Origin of the sequence: Aeromonas sp. FDAARGOS 1409, assembly GCF_019048705.1 — a bacterium.
In the GTDB taxonomy this organism is placed as follows: domain Bacteria; phylum Pseudomonadota; class Gammaproteobacteria; order Enterobacterales; family Aeromonadaceae; genus Aeromonas; species Aeromonas sanarellii.
Genome location: NZ_CP077395.1, coordinates 4,112,120 through 4,130,281, shown reverse-complemented (window position 1 = coordinate 4,130,281; position 18,162 = coordinate 4,112,120). Strand labels below are relative to the sequence as shown.

Annotated in this window: 14 protein-coding genes; 7 read left to right on the top strand and 7 right to left on the bottom strand. The window is 63.6% G+C overall.

Features of this window, described 5'->3' with window-relative positions:
* Nucleotides 1–10: 10 nt before the first annotated feature.
* Complete coding sequence (locus tag I6L39_RS19110) at nt 11–619, bottom strand: 5-formyltetrahydrofolate cyclo-ligase (RefSeq protein WP_042078151.1); 609 nt, start codon at nt 617–619, stop codon at nt 11–13.
* Nucleotides 620–768: 149 nt separating this feature from the next.
* Entirely contained in the window at nt 769–2,115 is a 1,347-nt protein-coding gene (locus I6L39_RS19105) for a Na+/H+ antiporter NhaC family protein (protein WP_216990534.1), read from the bottom strand.
* A 320-nt stretch (nt 2,116–2,435) separates the two neighbouring features.
* On the opposite strand from I6L39_RS19105, the gene dapB reads away from it, so the two are divergent.
* Complete coding sequence (gene dapB, locus I6L39_RS19100) at nt 2,436–3,248, top strand: 4-hydroxy-tetrahydrodipicolinate reductase (protein WP_216990533.1); 813 nt, start codon at nt 2,436–2,438, stop codon at nt 3,246–3,248.
* 363 nt (nt 3,249–3,611) lie between these two features.
* Here dapB and I6L39_RS19095 read toward each other — a convergent pair whose 3' ends face one another.
* Nucleotides 3,612–3,839: a hypothetical protein gene (locus tag I6L39_RS19095; protein ID WP_216990532.1), complete on the bottom strand. Its 228-nt coding sequence runs from the start codon at nt 3,837–3,839 to the stop codon at nt 3,612–3,614.
* A 66-nt stretch (nt 3,840–3,905) separates the two neighbouring features.
* Here I6L39_RS19095 and carA point away from each other — a divergent pair, with 66 nt between their 5' ends.
* The 3 genes from carA to leuA all read left to right on the top strand — a co-directional run bounded on the left by carA (nt 3,906) and on the right by leuA (nt 10,423).
* Nucleotides 3,906–5,042 carry a glutamine-hydrolyzing carbamoyl-phosphate synthase small subunit gene (gene carA, locus I6L39_RS19090; RefSeq protein ID WP_216990531.1) on the top strand — a complete coding sequence of 379 codons (1,137 nt, stop codon included), beginning with the start codon at nt 3,906–3,908 and terminating at the stop codon, nt 5,040–5,042.
* A 16-nt stretch (nt 5,043–5,058) separates the two neighbouring features.
* Nucleotides 5,059–8,283, top strand: a complete 3,225-nt coding sequence (carB, locus tag I6L39_RS19085) for a carbamoyl-phosphate synthase large subunit (RefSeq protein ID WP_216990530.1) — start codon at nt 5,059–5,061, stop codon at nt 8,281–8,283.
* Between the two features lie 481 nt (nt 8,284–8,764).
* Nucleotides 8,765–10,423, top strand: coding sequence for a 2-isopropylmalate synthase (leuA, locus tag I6L39_RS19080; protein WP_216990529.1), 1,659 nt, complete (start codon nt 8,765–8,767; stop codon nt 10,421–10,423).
* Between the two features lie 69 nt (nt 10,424–10,492).
* On the opposite strand, the gene I6L39_RS19075 is transcribed toward leuA, so the two are convergent.
* A complete protein-coding gene (locus tag I6L39_RS19075; protein WP_216990528.1) occupies nt 10,493–11,515 on the bottom strand; it encodes a sterol desaturase family protein in 1,023 nt (340 codons plus the stop codon).
* A gap of 364 nt (nt 11,516–11,879) precedes the next feature.
* On the opposite strand from I6L39_RS19075, the gene I6L39_RS19070 reads away from it, so the two are divergent.
* Nucleotides 11,880–12,986 (top strand): DUF1615 domain-containing protein, encoded by a 1,107-nt coding sequence (locus I6L39_RS19070; RefSeq protein ID WP_216991846.1) that lies wholly within the window; start codon nt 11,880–11,882, stop codon nt 12,984–12,986.
* 51 nt (nt 12,987–13,037) lie between these two features.
* On the opposite strand, the gene I6L39_RS19065 is transcribed toward I6L39_RS19070, so the two are convergent.
* The 3 genes from I6L39_RS19065 to I6L39_RS19055 all read right to left on the bottom strand — a co-directional run bounded on the left by I6L39_RS19065 (nt 13,038) and on the right by I6L39_RS19055 (nt 15,605).
* Nucleotides 13,038–13,931 (bottom strand): nuclease-related domain-containing protein, encoded by an 894-nt coding sequence (locus I6L39_RS19065; RefSeq protein WP_216990527.1) that lies wholly within the window; start codon nt 13,929–13,931, stop codon nt 13,038–13,040.
* 96 nt (nt 13,932–14,027) lie between these two features.
* A complete protein-coding gene (locus tag I6L39_RS19060) occupies nt 14,028–14,582 on the bottom strand; it encodes a DUF4256 domain-containing protein (RefSeq protein ID WP_216990526.1) in 555 nt (184 codons plus the stop codon).
* A 102-nt stretch (nt 14,583–14,684) separates the two neighbouring features.
* Complete coding sequence (locus I6L39_RS19055) at nt 14,685–15,605, bottom strand: autotransporter domain-containing protein (RefSeq protein WP_254203786.1); 921 nt, start codon at nt 15,603–15,605, stop codon at nt 14,685–14,687.
* A 364-nt stretch (nt 15,606–15,969) separates the two neighbouring features.
* Between I6L39_RS19055 and I6L39_RS19050 the strand changes: the two genes are divergently transcribed.
* Together I6L39_RS19050 and I6L39_RS19045 are read left to right on the top strand one after the other, a co-directional pair.
* Entirely contained in the window at nt 15,970–16,620 is a 651-nt protein-coding gene (locus I6L39_RS19050) for a DedA family protein (RefSeq protein ID WP_209792870.1), read from the top strand.
* 243 nt (nt 16,621–16,863) lie between these two features.
* The gene (locus I6L39_RS19045) at nt 16,864–18,159 is read left to right on the top strand and encodes a DEAD/DEAH box helicase (protein ID WP_209792868.1); all 1,296 of its coding nucleotides are present in this window, start codon (nt 16,864–16,866) and stop codon (nt 18,157–18,159) included.
* Nucleotides 18,160–18,162: the final 3 nt, after the last annotated feature.

The following is an 18,162-nucleotide window of genomic DNA, read 5'->3' as shown; positions in this document are numbered from 1 at the left end:
ACCCGCGTCGTCACGGGAAGAGCCAGCTGCGGCTGGGGGTGATGATCTGGGGCAGCGGCACGTCCCACTCCTCCCGGGGCACGGCCTCCACCTGCTGACAGTCGTGGGCAAGGCCGAGCGGTCTTGGGCCCAGTCCGTGCTCGTGCCAGCAGGCCAGGGTGCGATCGTAGTAGCCGCCCCCCATGCCGAGCCGGTTGCCCGCCTCATCGAAGGCCACCAGGGGGGTGCAGATGAGATCCAGCATGCTGTGGGGCACCACCTGCAGCACATCGAGCTCGGGCTCGGCGATACCGAAGCGGTTGCGGGTCATGGGGCTGGTGGCGGTGTAGCGCAGGAAGAGCAGGTGGCCCGGGGTGAAGGGGTGCAGCACCGGCAGATAGACCTCCTTTTGCTGGGCCCAGAGCCAGTGAATGGCGGGCAGGGGATCGAGCTCGCCGTCGTTGGCCAGATAGAGGGCGATGCGTCTGGCCGCGAGGATCCCGGGATCTTCCTGGAAACGGCTGACCAGTTGCTGGGCCGCCGCCTGCTGGTCTGCCTGGCTCAGGCGCCTTCTGCGCTCTCGGACAAGCTGGCGCAGGGAGTGGCGCATATCGGGGTGCTCGGGCTGAAGGTCAGGCATGGGGGCTCCTGTGGTGGTGCGAAAAGGCAGGCTTACCTTAACAAGGGCGCCGGGGGATGAAAAGCGCAGGGGCTTCCCTGTCTCGGCGGGATGAGAGACGAGACAGGGCGCGGCCTGATGGCGGCGCCCGAGGGGGGAACGGCGAAGACTCAGGCGACTTGGCGGTTATCGGCGCCGGCGCGTACCTGGTGCTTGATAAAGACCGCGATGAGGGCGGCCAGTCCCAGGGCCATGGGGTAGAAACTCATGCTCACGACCAGCAGCGGCGAGAGGGCAAATATGGAGCCCAGCAGCAGCGCCTGGGCACCCCAGGGGATGAGCCCCTGTACCACACAGGAGAAGATGTCCAGCATGGAGGCGGCGCGGCGCGGGGTGACGCCGTGGTGATCCGCGAGATCCCGCGCCACCTTGCTTGCCACTATGATGGCCACGGTATTGTTGGCGGTGCAGAGGTTGGTGAGGCTCACCACCCCGGCGATGCCGAGCTCGGCCGCCTTCTCGTTCTGCTCGCCATCATGATGACGGGTGAAGCGGGCAATCAGGGCGGCGATTCGCTCGCTTATCCAGGCCAGCCCCCCCTGGCGCTCCATCAGGGCGCCGAGGCCGCCGATCAGCATGGAGAGCAGGAAGATCTCCTGCATGCTGGTGAAGCCCTGATAGATGTCCTTGCTGAACTGGCCGAGGGGATAGCCGCCCATCATCCCCACGCCACCGGCGGCGATGATGCCGAGCCCCAGCACCATGAAGACGTTCATGCCCGACAGCGCCAGCACCAGGATGAGCAGATAGGGGGCTACCTTGAGCAGGTCCGCCTCGGCGGCGGGCGCCGGTGCCGCGCCGGTGGAGCCCAGCAGCAGATAGAGCAGGATCACCAGCACGGCGGCGGGGGCGGCAATCTTGACGTTCTCGCGGAACTTGTCCTTCATCTCGCAGCCCTGGCTGCGGGTGGCGGCTATGGTGGTGTCGGAGATGATGGAGAGGTTGTCCCCGAACATGGCGCCGGAGAGGATGGTGCCCGCCATCAGCATCGGATCGATGCCGGCCGCCTGGGCGACGCCCAGCGCCACCGGTGCCACGGCGCCTATGGTGCCCATGGAGGTGCCCATGGCGGTGGCCACGAAGGCGGAGATGAGGAAGAGCCCCGGCAGCAGGCACCAGCCCGGGATGAGGGAGAGGCCGAGCGCGACCGTGGCATCCACCCCGCCGGTGGCCTTGGCCACGGTGGCGAAGGCCCCCGCCAGCAGATAGATGAGGCACATGGCCATGATGTTGCTCTCGCCGACCCCCTTGAAGAAGGTTTCCAGGTTCTTGTTGAACCCCTCGCGCCCCAGCACCAGGGCCAGCATGACGGCGGGCAGGGCGGCGACGGGGGCGGGCAGCTGGTAGAAGGCGAACTCGACCCCCTGCAGGGTCAGCCAGGTACCGGTACCGATGAAGAGAGCAAGAAAGACCAGAAGGGGCAGCAGGGCTCTGGCACTGGGGGGAGTCTGGATCATGTGTTCCTCGAAGCTTGAACAATGACCTCCTGTCGCGGCCTGTGTGGAACCGGGCGGGTTCGGGCACAGGGCGGGCATCCTGCCGTTATGGGGCGCCACAGTAGTGAGTCGGGGCGGTTCGGTCAAGATAGACGTCCGGATGGACAACTCTTTTTCTCTTATGATTCCGCCATATGGATTAAATCTGTCGAATATTCTGTTTTTAATGTGTTTGTCTGTTTATTTGTCGGGGCTGGTTCGGCGGCCACGGCGGGCTTTTCAAAGGGGGCGCGGGCTGGTAAAACGGTCTCTTTCCATAATAAAGAGATGAGAGGGTGGAGATGGACAATCCGATCCGTGTGGCCGTGATGGGCTGTAATGGTCGTATGGGCAAGGTGCTGCTGGAGGCCATCGCCAACGCCGAGGGCGTGGTGGTGGGCGCGGCGCTGGAACGACCCGGCTCTGCCGTGATGGGTCTGGATGCGGGTGAACTCAACGGGCTGGGCCGGCTGGGGGTCGCCATCAGCGACAGCCTGGAGAAGGTGAAGGACGATTTCGATCTCATCATCGACTTCACCCGTCCCGAGGTGACCCTGGCGAACCTGGCCTTCGCCCTGGCCCATGGCAAGCGGATGGTGATCGGCACCACAGGTTTCGACGACGCGGGCAAGGCGGCCCTTCGCGAGGCGGGCAAGGAGATCGGCATCGTCTTCGCGTCCAACTACTCGGTGGGGGTCAACCTGGTGTTCAAGCTGCTGGAGCAGGCCGCCAGGGTGATGGGGGACTACACCGACATCGAGATCATCGAGGGGCACCACAGACACAAGGTGGATGCGCCCTCCGGCACCGCCCTCTCCATGGGGGAAGTGGTGGCCAGGACGCTTGGACGTGACTTGAAAGAGTGCGCCGTCTATGGCCGCGAGGGGATCACCGGCGAGCGGGACCGCAACACCATCGGCTTCGCCACCATCCGCGCCGGGGATCTGGTGGGGGAGCATACCGTCATGTTCGCCGACATCGGCGAGCGGGTGGAGATCAGCCACAAGGCCTCCAGCCGTCTGACCTTTGCCAACGGCGCGGTGCGGGCCGGCAAGTGGCTCGGCCAGCAGGGCGCCGGCCTCTACGACATGCAGGACGTGCTCGGCCTCAAATAGGCCGTGCCGGGCGGACGCGCCGCCCCGTCCTGGTTGCCAGACCCCGGTTCGCCGGGGTTTTTCTTCTCTTTTTTGTAGAAATAACCCTTAAGCATCACTTTTTAAGTGAACCAGCCTAAATCCCTCCATTCTTACAATCCGGCCAAACTCCCGCGACATAAATGTCATCAAAGGGTAACGGCAGTGGGTCTCAATATTCCCCGTCAGCGCTCTCTTTCCCTATTCCAGAAAGAGACTAAAAATTCAAATCAAGAAAAACGTTTTCCATTCGCCGTCATCATTTTTCTATCGCCAAACGACACTTTTTTTATTGTGTTTTTTGTTTTTCAGTTTCACATCTTTATGTTTTTTAAGGATTAAAAATCAATTTTTGTGTTTTGTGCGGCGTGGGGTGGTGGTTTTGTTCGGGGTTTTTGCTTTTCTTTTGAGGGAGGGGGTTGCAAAGCCTGAAAGTGCATAGATAATGGGTAATGTTGCTTGTTTATTGAATTTAGATGCATTTCGAACGCGAAAAGACGTTGAAATGAGATCGTTTTTAAGTAGAATGCGCCCAATTTGCCAGAAATCTGCCGGGTTTGAACCCTGTTTCAAACAGCGTCCGGACCCGCAACACCCAGGTAAATTGCTGAATTTAAAGCTAAATAACTGGAGGTTGTCTTGAATCACACTGCATTGCTAGTGCTGGAAGATGGAACTGTGTTCAAAGGCGTGTCGATAGGCGCCGAGGGATGTTCCGTTGGTGAAGTGGTTTTCAATACGTCGATGACGGGCTATCAGGAAATCCTCACAGATCCCTCTTATTCCCGTCAGATCGTTACCCTCACTTACCCCCATATAGGCAACACCGGCACCAACAGCGAAGATGAAGAGTCCAGTCAGGTCCATGCTCAGGGCCTCATCATCCGGGACCTTCCGATACTGGCCTCCAACTTCCGCAATCAGCAATCCCTCTCCGATTACCTCAAGTCTCACAACATCGTTGGCATCGCCGACATCGATACCCGCAAGCTGACCCGCATCCTGCGCGAGAAAGGCGCCCAGGCCGGTTGCATCCTGGCCGGCAAGCAGCTCGATGAAGCCCATGCCCTCGAACAGGCCCGCGCCTTCCCCGGCCTCAAGGGGATGGACCTCGCGAAAGAAGTGACCGTGAGCGAATCCTACAGCTGGACCGAAGGTAGCTGGCAGCTCGGCAAGGGGTACGTCACCCCGGCAGAGGGCGACTTCAAGTACCACGTGGTGGCCTACGATTTCGGCGTCAAGCGCAACATACTGCGCATGCTGGTGGACCGCGGCTGCCGCCTGACCGTGGTGCCGGCCAAGACCCCGGCCGCCGAGGTGCTGGCGATGAACCCGGATGGCATCTTCCTCTCCAACGGCCCCGGTGACCCCGAGCCGTGCGACTACGCCATCGACGCCATCAAGGCTTTCCTGGCCACCAACACCCCGGTGTTCGGCATCTGCCTGGGCCACCAGTTGCTGGGCCTGGCCTCCGGCGCCAAGACCGTCAAGATGAAGTTCGGCCACCACGGTGCCAACCACCCGGTGAAGAGCCTGGACGACAACACCGTGATGATCACCGCCCAGAACCACGGCTTCGCGGTGGACGAGAACAGCCTGCCGGACTGCCTGCGCGCGACTCACGTCTCCCTGTTCGATGGCTCCCTGCAAGGCATCCATCGCACCGACCGTCCGGCCTTCAGCTTCCAGGGTCACCCGGAGGCGAGCCCGGGCCCGCACGACTGTGCCGGTCTGTTCGACCACTTTATTGAATTGATCAAGCAGTATCGCGCTTAAGAGGAAAAGAGAAGCCATGCCAAAACGTAACGACCTACAGAGCATCCTGATCCTCGGCGCCGGCCCCATCGTCATCGGTCAGGCCTGCGAATTCGACTACTCCGGCGCCCAGGCGTGCAAGGCCCTGAAAGAAGAGGGCTACCGCGTCATTCTGGTGAACTCCAACCCGGCCACCATCATGACCGACCCGGAGATGGCCGACGCCACCTACATCGAGCCCATCACCTGGGAAGTGGTGCGCGAGATCATCAAGAAAGAGCGCCCGGACGCCATCCTGCCCACCATGGGTGGCCAGACTGCGCTCAACTGCGCCCTGGCGCTGGAGCAGCACGGCGTGCTGGCGGAGTTCGGTGTGGAGATGATCGGCGCCACCGCCGACGCCATCGACAAGGCCGAAGACCGCTCCCGCTTTGACAAGGCCATGCGCAGCATCGGCCTGGAGTGCCCGCGCGCCGGCATCGCCCACAACATGGAAGAGGCCTGGAAGGTCCAGGCCGAAGTGGGCTTCCCCTGCATCATCCGCCCCTCCTTCACCATGGGTGGCTCCGGCGGCGGCATCGCCTACAACCCGGAAGAGTTCGTGGAGATCTGCGAGCGCGGTCTGGATCTGTCGCCGACCAAGGAGCTGCTCATCGACGAGTCGCTGATCGGCTGGAAAGAGTACGAGATGGAGGTGGTGCGGGATCGCAACGACAACTGCATCATCGTCTGCGCCATCGAGAACTTCGACCCCATGGGCATCCACACCGGTGACTCCATCACGGTCGCGCCGGCCCAGACGCTGACCGACAAGGAGTACCAGATCATGCGCAACGCCTCCATGGCGGTGCTGCGCGAGATCGGTGTCGAGACCGGCGGCTCCAACGTCCAGTTCGGCATCAACCCCAAAGACGGTCGCATGGTCATCATCGAGATGAACCCGCGGGTGTCGCGCTCCTCTGCGCTGGCTTCCAAGGCGACCGGTTTCCCCATCGCCAAGATCGCCGCCAAGCTCGCTATCGGTTACACCCTGGACGAGCTGATGAACGACATCACCGGCGGTCGCACCCCGGCCTCCTTCGAGCCGGCCATCGACTACGTGGTCACCAAGGTACCGCGCTTCAACTTCGAGAAGTTCGCCGGCGCCAACGACCGTCTGACCACCCAGATGAAGTCCGTGGGCGAAGTGATGGCCATCGGCCGCAACTTCCAGGAGTCCCTGCACAAGGCGCTGCGCGGCCTCGAGACCGGCAAGACCGGCTTCGACCCCATGGTGGACCTCAATGCCCCCGACTCCCTGACCCGCATTCGCCACGAGCTGCAGGATGCCGGTGCCGAGCGCATCTTCTACATCGCCGACGCCTTCCGTGCCGGTCTCTCCATGGACGGCGTGTTCAAGCTGACCAAGATTGACCCCTGGTTCCTGGTGCAGATTGAAGAGCTGGTCAAGCTGGAAGAGCAGGTGAAGGAGCGCGGCATGGCCGGCCTGGATGCCGACTTCCTGCGCAGCCTCAAACGCAAGGGCTTCGCCGACGCGCGTCTGGCCAGGATCCTCGGCGTGGCCGAAGGGGAAGTGCGCAAGCTGCGCGCCCGTCACAACATCTTCCCGGTCTACAAGCGGGTCGATACCTGCGCCGCCGAGTTCGCCACCAACACCGCCTACATGTACTCCAGCTACGACGAGGAGTGCGAGGCCAACCCCACCAACCGCGACAAGATCATGGTCATCGGTGGCGGCCCGAACCGTATCGGTCAGGGCATCGAGTTCGACTACTGCTGCGTGCACGCGGCCCTGGCCCTGCGCGAAGACGGTTACGAGACCATCATGGTCAACTGCAACCCGGAAACCGTCTCCACCGACTACGACACCTCGGACCGTCTCTACTTCGAGCCGGTGACTCTGGAAGACGTGCTGGAAATCGTGCGGGTCGAGCAGCCCAAGGGCGTCATCGTCCAGTACGGCGGCCAGACTCCGCTGAAGCTTGCGCGGGCATTGGAAGCGAACGGCGTGCCGGTCATCGGGACCAGCCCGGATGCCATCGACCGCGCCGAAGACCGCGAGCGCTTCCAGTCCGCCGTGGAGCGCCTCGGCCTCAAGCAGCCGGAAAACGGCACCGTCACCGCCCTGGAGCAGGCCGTGCTGACCGCCGAGCGCATCACCTACCCGCTGGTGGTGCGCCCCTCCTATGTGCTGGGTGGCCGCGCCATGGAGATCGTCTATGACGAGCAGGATCTGCGCCGCTACTTCGCCGAGGCGGTGAGCGTCTCCAACGAGTCGCCTGTGCTGCTGGACCGCTTCCTGGACGACGCCACCGAGGTGGACGTGGACGCCATCTGCGACGGCGTGGATGTGGTCATCGGCGGCATCATGGAGCACATCGAACAGGCCGGCATCCACTCCGGTGACTCCGCCTGCTCCCTGCCGCCCTACACCTTGTCCAAGGCCATTCAGGACGAGATGCGCGAGCAGGTGCGCAAACTGGCGCTGGAGCTTGGCGTGGTCGGTCTGATGAACGTGCAGTTCGCGGTGAAAGACAACGAAATTTACCTCATCGAGGTGAACCCCCGTGCCGCCCGTACCGTGCCGTTCGTCTCCAAGGCCACCGGTGCCCCGCTGGCCAAGATCGCCGCCCGCGTCATGGCCGGTCAGAGCCTGAAGGAGCAGGGCTTTACCCAGGAGATCATCCCGCCCTACTACTCGGTGAAAGAGGTGGTTCTCCCGTTCGCCAAGTTCCCGGGTGTCGACCCGCTGCTGGGGCCGGAGATGCGCTCCACTGGTGAAGTGATGGGCGTGGGCAGCAGCTTTGCCGAGGCCTATGCCAAGGCGCAGCTGGGTGCCGGTCACCAGGTGCCGCGCGAAGGGCGTGCCCTGCTCTCCGTTCGCCACAGCGACAAGGAACGGGTGGTGAACCTGGCCGCCAAGCTGCTGGAGCTGGGCTATGACCTCGACGCCACCCACGGCACTGCGGTGACCTTGGGGGAGGCGAGCATCAACCCGCGCCTGGTCAACAAGGTGCACGAGGGCCGTCCGCACATTCTGGATCGCATCAAGAACGGCGAGTACACCTACATCGTCAACACCGCCGAGGGTCGTCAGGCCATCGAGGACTCCAAGCAGCTGCGTCGCGGCGCCCTGCAGCACAAGGTGGCCTACACCACCACGCTGCACGCAGCCTTTGCCACCTGCATGGCCATCAGCGTCGATGCCACCGCCAACGTGAGCTCGGTGCAGGAGCTGCACGAGAAGGTGAACAACCGCTAAGCGTGCCGGCAGCACGCTGCCCGTCCGATGCACGCAAACCCCGCCAGCGATGGCGGGGTTTTTTATTTTCCGCATCCGGTTCAGGATGGAGAGTGAAGGCGGCGAAGCGGCCCAGCATGGGTGAAATAATCTCATAATCACGGGGTTTTGTTGGTGATGATTGCCAAAAATATGGCGTTGGCAGCAATCTTCGCAATCTCTCGCCCCGCTCGCCTCTTTATACTGGATTCTCATCAAACAAGGTCGTCTGCGCCAACACACCGAAAGGTGGCGTGCGAGAGGATCAGCGCCCGCAGCCCGATCCGGCTGCCGTGGCCGGCCCCGGTGACCGACGGGGGCCGCAGGAAAACCGGTCGCGGGGTTACCGCCGCGCGACTCGTCAGGGCCGGTGTTACCGCACCAACCCGCTTCCCCTCCTTGCCCCACCCGCCTGTCGACCCGGTCGTCCGGCGCCTCGCCCATCCGTCAAGGGAATCTGAATATGAGCTTCGATCATCGCAAATACCGCCGTGCCCCCGTGATCAACCTGGCGGATCGCCAGTGGCCCAACCGGGTACTGGAGCGGGCACCGCTCTGGTGCGCCGTGGACCTGCGCGATGGCAACCAGGCGCTGGTCGAGCCGATGACGGTGGCCCAGAAGCTGCAAATGTGGGCGCTGATGACCCACATCGGTTTCAAGCACATCGAGGTGGGCTTCCCGGCGGCCTCCCAGCCCGACTTCGATTTTGTGCGCGAACTCATCGAGCGCAACCTCATCCCCGATGACGTCACCATCCAGGTGCTGGTGCAGGCTCGGGAAGATCTCATTGCCCGCACCTTCGAGGCGCTCAAGGGGGCGAAGCGGGCCATCGTTCACGTATACAACTCGGTCAACCCGACCCAGCGCAACTATGTGTTCAACTCAGGCAAGGACGGGGTCAAGGCCATCGCCGTGCAGGGGGCGCGCTGGGTGCGGGAGTATGCGGCCCGCAATCCGGGCACCGAGTGGAGTTTCCAGTATTCCCCGGAGAGCTTCAGCAGCACAGAGGTGGAGTTTGCCGTCGAGGTGTGTGACGCCGTCATCGACGAGTGGCGCGCCGCTGCCCGCCCGATGATCCTGAACCTCCCCGCCACGGTGGAGGTGAGCACCCCCAACGTGTTTGCGGATCAGGTAGAGTGGTTCTGCCGCAACCTCAAGGCGCGACCCGAGGTGAGCATCTCCATCCACACCCACAACGACAGAGGCTGCGGGGTGGCCGCCGCCGAGCTGGCGGTGCTGGCGGGGGCGGATCGCATCGAGGGCACCCTGCTCGGCAACGGGGAGCGCACCGGCAACATGGACATCGTTACCATGGCCATGAACCTCTACAGCCAGGGGATTGACCCCGAGCTGGACCTGTCCGACATGGACGCCATCGTCGCCACCGTGGGGGCCTGCACCCAGATTGCCCTGCACCCGCGCCACCCCTATGCCGGCGAGCTGGTCTACACGGCGTTTTCCGGCAGCCACCAGGACGCCATCCGCAAGTCCCTGGCGGCGGAAAAGCCGGATCACTACTGGGACGTGGCTTACCTGCCCATCGATCCTGCCGATCTTGGCCGCAGCTACGAGGCGGTGATCCGCATCAACAGCCAGTCCGGCAAGGGAGGGGTGACCTATCTGCTGGAGCGTGACCTCGGTCTGCAACTGCCGCGCTGGCTGCAAATCGACTTCAGCCGCCGGGTTCAAGCCGAGGCGGAGGCCTGCAGCAGCGAAATCAGCCCGGAGCAGATCCGCACCCTGTTCGAGCGCCACTATCTCGAACCCGCCCACGGCTATCGCATAGGTCGCTTCCAGCTCGGTCATGACAGTCAGGAGAGCCTGCGCCTGGAGTTGCAGACCCCCCACGGCACCCTGCAATTGTGCGGTGAAGGGGAGGGAGCCATCACCGCCCTGGTCAACGGCTGGCAGCGCCAGACCGGGATGCACATCGATGTGCTGGATTACTCCGAGCATGCGCTCACCGCCGGCACCGAGTCCCGCGCCGCCGCCTATGTGCTGCTGAGCGTCGAGGGCACCCGGATGTGTGGCGTCGCCGTCGGTCGCGACGTGGTCAACGCCTCCCTGCAGGCGGTGATCAACGGCGCCGCCCAGCATCAGGCCCTGCGCCAGAGCGCCTGAGCCCCGGCTCATCTGTCAACACGGTAAACAACAACGCCACCCCAGGAGTGGCGTTGTTGTTTATGGGGCTCACTGTGCCAGCGGCTTGCGGGGGCGGGGCAGGGCGCGCCAGATCTTGCGCGCCGTCACCCAGAAGGGGCGCAGGATGAGCACGCTCAGACGGCTGTAGCGCTCGTTGTCCTTCGGGCCCACCCCGAAGGAGAGTGGCTCGGGCTGGCTGCTGGTCACGTAGAGGGTGCCGAACCACCAGTCCCAGATCGAGAGGTTGGTGCCGAAGTTGTGGTTGAAGTGGCGGGGATCCCGGCTGTGATGGATCTGGTGCTGGGCCGGGCTGTTGAGAAGGTGCTCGAGCCAGGGGCCGAAGGAGAGCCAGACATGGGTGTGGCGCAGGTTGGCGGCCAGGGAGTTGAAGATGAGCACCAGGTAGCTGATGCCGAACAGGGTGTAGGGGCGTACAGTGCCACCACAGAGCCAATGGAAGAGGCCGCCGTAGAGGGCGAGACAGCTCCCCTTGACCAGCATCTCGCACAGCTTCTCCACCAGGTGGATGCGGCTGGCGGTCGGCGGCACCATCACGGTCGCGCTGTGGTGCACCTTGTGAAACTCCCACAGCCAGCGGCTGTGGAAGGCGCGGTGCAGCCAGTAGTGGACGAAGTCGCTGATGAGGAAGACCCCCAGGCCATAGAGCATCATCAGCCAGCTTGCCTCGGCGAGCCTCGGGCGTTCCCCCCAGAGCCGGGTCAGCGCGGATTGCACATCCTCGGCCTGCAGCAGCCAGGGATGGAGCCACGCCATTATTGGCAGGATCACCGCCACATGCAGCAGGGCGCGCACCAGGTAGTACTGGTAATCGAGCAGGGCCGAGGGGTGCAACCAGACGGCCCGGCCCCCCAGGAAGCGGCGAAAGCTGCGGGCCTCGGGGTCCCCCCGGCGGCGACGGTGCAGGCAGAGCAGGTAGGCGACGGTGCCCGAGATCAGCAGGAAGACGACGCCCAGGCGTCCGTTGAGATCGAACAGCCCGGACAGACATTGCCAGAGCGGGGTGATCAGCAAGCGCTGCAGGGTATCGAAGAGGGGGGTCAGCTTGTCCATGGGCTCCGTGCCAGGGCGTGTCATTCGGCGGCATTCTAAATAGAAATGACTCTCAATAAAAGCCATTGATCGCGGATAGGGAAATGGTCGGTGCACTGTGGAGTGGGTGAGTGAGCTGGGCTGCGCCACCCGTCGTCACGGCGATGGGCGTTTCGGCCCCAGGAGCGGGCCCGAGGCTTTAGCCAGGCGCGTCGATCCTCTACAATGGCCCTCTGTTTGCGTTCGGGGCCCCTTATCTGAGATGGAAGGGCCCCTCTGTCTACCGGAAGCCTTCATGATCTCTTCTTCCCCTGTCGTCTCTTCAGTTGCCTCTGCGCCCCGTGAGGTCTCTCCTGCCCGGTCCCTGCGCGCCCTGCCGCTGTTGATGGCCGCACTGCTGGCGGGGTGTGCCAGCGAGCCGCCTCCGCCCGTGGAGGAGGCCGCCGCCATCGCGAAGCAGCCCAAGGCCATGCAGCCGCGCAAGCCGGCGGACATGAAGAGCCGCATCGTGCGCTTCCTGCCGCGCCAGGTACCCGACAAGCCGGGCTGGGCCAACGACGTGGTGACGGCGCTCAGCACCCAGGGGCTGACGGTGAGCGATCACAACGTCTGCACCGTGCTGGCGGTGGCGGAGCAGGAGGCCACCTATCAGGCGGATCCCGTGGTGCCCGGCCTTGGCAAGATAGCCTGGAAGGAGATCAACGCCCGGGCGGCCAAGCTGCTGATCCCCGAGTTCATGGTGCGCACGGCGCTCTCCATCAAGTCCCCCACCGGCAAGTCCTATGCCGCGCGCATCGATGCCCTTCGTACCGAGCGGGAGATGAGCGAGATCTTCGAGGACATGATAGGTTCGGTGCCCATGGGCAGGCAGCTCTTTGGCAACCTCAACCCGGTGCGCACCGGCGGCCCCATGCAGGTCAGCATCGCCTTCGCCGAGGCCAACGCCCGCGGCTACCCCTATCCCGTGAAGGAGTCCATCCGCCACGAAGTCTTCACCCGCCGCGGGGGCATCTGGTTTGGCACCAGACACATTTTCGGTTATCCCGCCGACTACCCGGATACCCTCTATCGCTTCGCCGACTTCAATGCGGGCTGGTACGCGAGCCGCAACGCGGCCTTCCAGGCGGCGGTCAGCCGGGTCAGCGGCAAGCCCCTGGCCCTGGACGGGGATCTGGTCCGCTACGACTCGGACCTGCCGGGCAAGACCGAGCTCGCGGTCCACAGCATCGCCAGCCGGGTCAACATGAGCAAGCAGGCCATCCACCAGAGCCTGCTCAAGGGAGATAGCGCCGACTTTGCCCAGACCGACCTCTATCACAGGGTCTTCGCCCTGGCCGATCAGCAGGCGGGCAAGCGGCAGCCTCGCGCCGTGCTGCCCGGCATCCAGCTGAAAAGCCCCAAGATCACCCGCAACCTCACCACCGCCTGGTTTGCCAAGCGGGTGGATGACAGGGAGCAGGCCTGTGTGCGGAAGATGGCAGCGATTCGCTGACAGCCAGAGACAACCAGGGCGGCCAAGTGGCCGCCCTGGTTTCATCTCGGACTATCGGGGATTGGCCTCATCCTTTGCCACTCCCTCATGGACATGCGCGAGCTGCACTATCCCCCTGCATCTCGGATATCCGCTGCATCCCCAAAACTGGTTGCCCCTGTTTTCTCCTCGGCTGGCAGTGCGCAGCACCATGGTATTGCCGCACCTGGGGCAGCTTGGGTGCTGTCGGTGGCTCACCGGATGAGTGGCGGTGGACGATATCGGACGCTGAGGGGGCGGAGCGTCAGTCGGCAACGATCTGATGGGGGCGGCACCATGACGCGCCTTTATCCGGGCCACATGCTGTCTGTGGGTCTGCCAGTTGGGGGCAAGCCGCTCTTGCTGGATGGTCTCGATCGCTCCATGGACGTCGGCCAGGGTCAATACCTGGGTGGTTTTGCCCTTGATATGGCGGATCAGCCCGCGGTTCATCACGTTTTCCGGCATGGGCGTCTTGAAGGTGCAGTCGCCGATAAAGTAGATGACAGAGTGAAACTGGTGGTCCGCCAGCACCAGCAGGGATTTGAGGGTCGTCATATGCAGGTGGTTCTGGCGCAAGGGGTTTTGAAAACTGTGCCTGCGGCGATAGATCTGCTGGGTCCAGCTTTTATGGGCCGGATTGCCGAATATCCACCCCCTCATGTTCTTGGTCTCGATCACGAAGACCCCGAAGCGTGAGACGATCACGTGATCGATCTGGGTCGTGCCCTGGGGAATGGGCAGGGTGACGTCCCTGAGCAGGTGATACTCCCGCTTGTCGAGAAAGAGGCGGATGCTGAGATTGATAAACCACTCCCCGATCATCCCCTTGAACCAGGGGGTTTTGATCAGAGTGGCGATCAGCAGCAGCGGGAGCAGATAGCCGAGCTGCGACAGCAAAAGAGCGAAAACGGGGGGGAAGTCCATGTCACCGAGCCTCCATGGGATCTTGCTTCAGGGTCAAGCCTCGATTGGGAGCAGGCTGCGACTCTCGGGGTATTCGGGGCCGCTCGCGGCCTTTACCTAGACTCGCAGGCTGCCGCGAAAGCCCCTGGCGGCATAGTAGGACTGGGCGCCGTTGTGGTACAGGAAGACACTGTCGTAGCGGCGATCGCAGAACAGGGCGCCGCCGAGCCCCCTGATCGCCGCTGGGGTCTCTATCCAGCTCGATGTCTTGGCATCGAAGCAGCCGAGCGTCTGCAGCGATCTATACTCGGCCTCCGTCAGCAGCGTGATGCCCATCTGCTGGGCCATCTCGGTCGCAGAGCCCGCCGGCCTGTTCTCCTTCCTGGATTCCAGCGCGGCCCTGTCATAGCAGAGGCTTCGGCGCCCGGTTGGGCTCTCGGCGCTGCAGTCACAGAAGATGAGCTGCCCGGTCTGCGGGTCCTGGCCGATGACATCGGGTTCACCGCCGCTGTGCTCCATCTCGTGGAGCGAGGGCAACGACTGCGGGGTGGCGTCCAGCCTGGCGCGCACCTGTGACCAGGGGATCCCCGCGTGACGCTGCGGGTGCCGCTCAAAGCGGGCCTGCAAGGTGGCGAGCAGGTCGTCAATCTGCTCCCGGGTCAGGTTCATCATGTTCTCTCCTTCGCGGGATCCTGCGCCATTAGAAACACATCGCCAGCCCGATGGTACAACCGCCGGTGTGGTGCCGGGACCGGTAATGAGAGCCTCACGCCCTTAAAAACTCATCGCCAGCCCGATGGAGTAGCCGCTGGTGTTGTGGCTGAACATATAGCGGGCCACCAGCCGGGTGCGGGTGATAAAGATGTCGTACTTGCTGCTGTCGAGTTCGAGGCCAAGGCCCAGGGAGTTGAGGCTGTTGAAGCCGAGCAGGCCCCGCTGCTCTCCCAGGTACTCGGTTCTGGCGCCCTCCAGCACGTAGCGCAGGGGTCTGTCCAGCAGGGTCCAGTCCCACATGGGGGCGCGGCGGCGCAGGTAGAGACCGAGGTTCTCCGCCTCGGCCTGGCCCGTGATGCTGTCGGCGGTGCCGGTGAAGCTCTGCAGGTGCTGATAGGAGTAGCGCAGCTCGACGTCGATGTCCTGGGGTTTGGAGAACAGCTCGTAGTCGAGCATGAGGGCGCCCCCCAGGCCGTAGACGTTGAGGTTGCCGCCATCCAGGAAGTCGAGGTTCTTGCCGGTCTTGTACTCGATCAGGGCGGCGCCGATGCGCAGATCGCTCGCCACCGTGCCCAGGGTGACGTTGGCGATGGGGCGCAGTACCAGGTTGCCACCCCAGCGGTCGCGGTGCAGGCTGAAGTCCCAGCCGATGCCGCCGGTGGCGCTCAGGCTGTTCCACCTGGTGGGAATGGTGCGGGTCTCGTTGCCGTCGGTGAACACGAACTGGGGATCGTAGCGGCTGTAGCCCAGGGTACCCTCCAGATAGATGGGAAAGCCCTCACTCATGGTGGCGCCACCGCCAAGCTGGGTGATGGTCAGTGCCGAGCTCTCGTTGGTCCCTCCGCCGATATCCAGGTTGCTGGCGGTGATGTCGGGCACCACTGTGTAGCTCATCAGGGAGACCACCGCATTGGCGCGTTGCTGCACCAGGCTCTCGTCGCTGGCCTGGGCGCCATGGCAAAGCAGCCAGAGTCCGGCCATCAGAATCGGGGTTGCATGAGAAGAGGGGATCTGCGCCATACCTAGCTCCATGAGTCTCCCCGTCCACTGGGGAGTCCTTATACTGTAACGTTTTTCGCCTCCGTTGGCAGCTCTGCATGGTGCCATCTGGCCATAATCTCCCACCGGCGTCCGCTCCCCCGGGGGCGTCTTTCTGGCCCGCCTGCCAAGGGTGTCCGGCGTCAGCCCGGCGGCATAAATGGCAAACATTAATTTATTGTTCAGTTCCCCGGGTGTATAAGGGGCATCCCATACGAACATTGGGGTGGTATCAGGGACGGATTACCAGACGGGGCCTTAGGGTCGTCATGACGGATGCGCATTACGTTGATGGGAGTCATACCAGATGCAGGACATGCTGCTTGCCATATGGCATCAGGATTTTGATCAGCTTATACACATGCAGGCAGTCGGCCTGCTCGTCACCTGTCTGGTGGTGATCCTCTTTCTCGAGTCGAGTTTCGTGTTTCTGCCGTTGCCGGGCGACAGCCTGGTGCTGCTGGCCGGGGGCCTGGTGGGCATGGGCGTGCTGGGGCCCGAGGTGACGCTGCTCTATCTGCCGCTCGCGGCCGGGCTTGGCAGCGTGATCGCCTACTGGCAGGGTCAGGCGCTGCACGGTACCCGTTTCATGGACCATGTGGAGCGGATGATCCCGGAGGGGAGCCTGCCCCGGGCCTCGAGACTGCTCGATCGCTACGGCTTCTGGGCCATGTTCGTCTCCCGCTTCATCCCCTTCGTCAGGGTGCTGACCCCCATGCTGATGGGGGTCTCCCGCCTCAACCTGGTACGGGTGGCCATGGCCAGTTTCGCCAGCGCCTTCCTCTGGTCCCTGGTGCTCAGCATGGTCGGCAAAGTCATGATGGCGACCCCGGTCCTGGCCAATTACCACGAGTTGTTGACCAAGTGCCTGCTGATCACCTCCTTCGCCCTCTTCGTCATCGCCGTGGCCGCCATCGGCATGCGGCTGCTCAAGCGGCCGGCCAAGCGGGTGCGCTGAGCCGGCCGCTCTGGCGGCGCCTTCCCGGATGGGGCAGGGCGCCTCCGGGCAAAAATTCAAGCCATTTGAGGCGGCATTCCCGCCGCCTATCTGTTACACTTCGCGCCCGCCATTTTCCGGCTCACTCTCTGACGTGATGTCAGACCCAGCCGTCCTTGGCCAAAAGCCGCGCCGACACCGGGCCACAAGCCGGTTCAGGCCACTCACGCCAACTACAGCCCAGCTGGAACACAGGAACCCAAGATGAGATTTGAATCGTTCGATTTTGCCCCCGAGATTTTGCGCGCCATCTCAGATTGCGGTTATCAGGAGATGACCCCTGTGCAGAGCCAGGCCATTCCGGCCATCCGCCGTGGCCGCGACGTGCTGGCCAGCGCCCAGACCGGTACCGGCAAGACCGCCGCCTTCGCGCTGCCCATACTGCAGCGGCTGGTGGACAACCCGGCGCCGGTACAGCCCTCCAATGCCCGGGTGCTGATCCTGACCCCGACCCGCGAGCTGGCGGCCCAGGTGGCGAGCAACATCAACGACTTCGCCAGGTATCTCGACATCACCACCCTGACCATCTATGGCGGTGGCAAGCAGGACGTGCAGGCCAAGAAGCTGAAAGCGGGGGCTCACATCATAGTGGCCACCCCGGGCCGGCTGCTGGAGCACCTCACCGCCTGCAACCTCAGCCTCTCCGGGGTCGAGACTCTGGTGCTGGACGAAGCGGATCGCATCCTCGACATGGGCTTCAGCGCCGACGTGCAGCAGATCCTGCAGGCGGTCAACAAGGCCCGCCAGAACCTGCTCTTCTCCGCCACCTTCTCCGAGTCGGTGAAAAAGCTCGCGAACCTGATGCTGGACAAGCCCCAGGTGGTGAGCGTCAACAAGCAGAACTCCACCGCCGACACCGTCAGCCACACCGTCTATCCGGTGGAGCAGAAGCGCAAGCGCGAGCTGCTCTCCGAGCTCATCGGCAAGCAGAACTGGCAGCAGGTGCTGGTGTTTGCCAGCACCCGCGAGAGCTGCGACGAGCTGGTGGAGGAGCTGAACCTCGACGGCATCAAGTCCGCCGTGGTGCACGGTGACAAGGCACAGGGCAGCCGTCGCCGTGCCCTGCGCGAATTCACCGAAGGCAAGCTGCGGGTGCTGGTGGCCACCGAGGTAGCCGCCCGGGGCCTGGACATCCCGAGCCTGGAATACGTGGTCAACTACGATCTGCCGTTCCTGGCGGAAGACTATGTGCACCGCATCGGCCGTACCGGCCGCGCCGGCAAGAGCGGCATGGCCATCTCCTTCGTCAGCCGCGAGGAGGAGCGCACCCTGCTGGAGATCGAGGCGCTCATCGGCCAGAAGATCCGCCGCATCATGGTGCCGGGTTACGAGGTGAGCAGTCGCGACGACCTCATCAAGCAGTTGCAGGAGCGCCGCCGCTTCGGCAAGCGCCCGCAGCGGGAAGACAACGCCGCCGCCCAGGCCATGGCCGAGGCGAAGCTGCAGGGCCAGCGCCTCAAGCGCCTGGCGGCCGCCAGGAAGCCGCGCCAGCCGAAGTAAGCG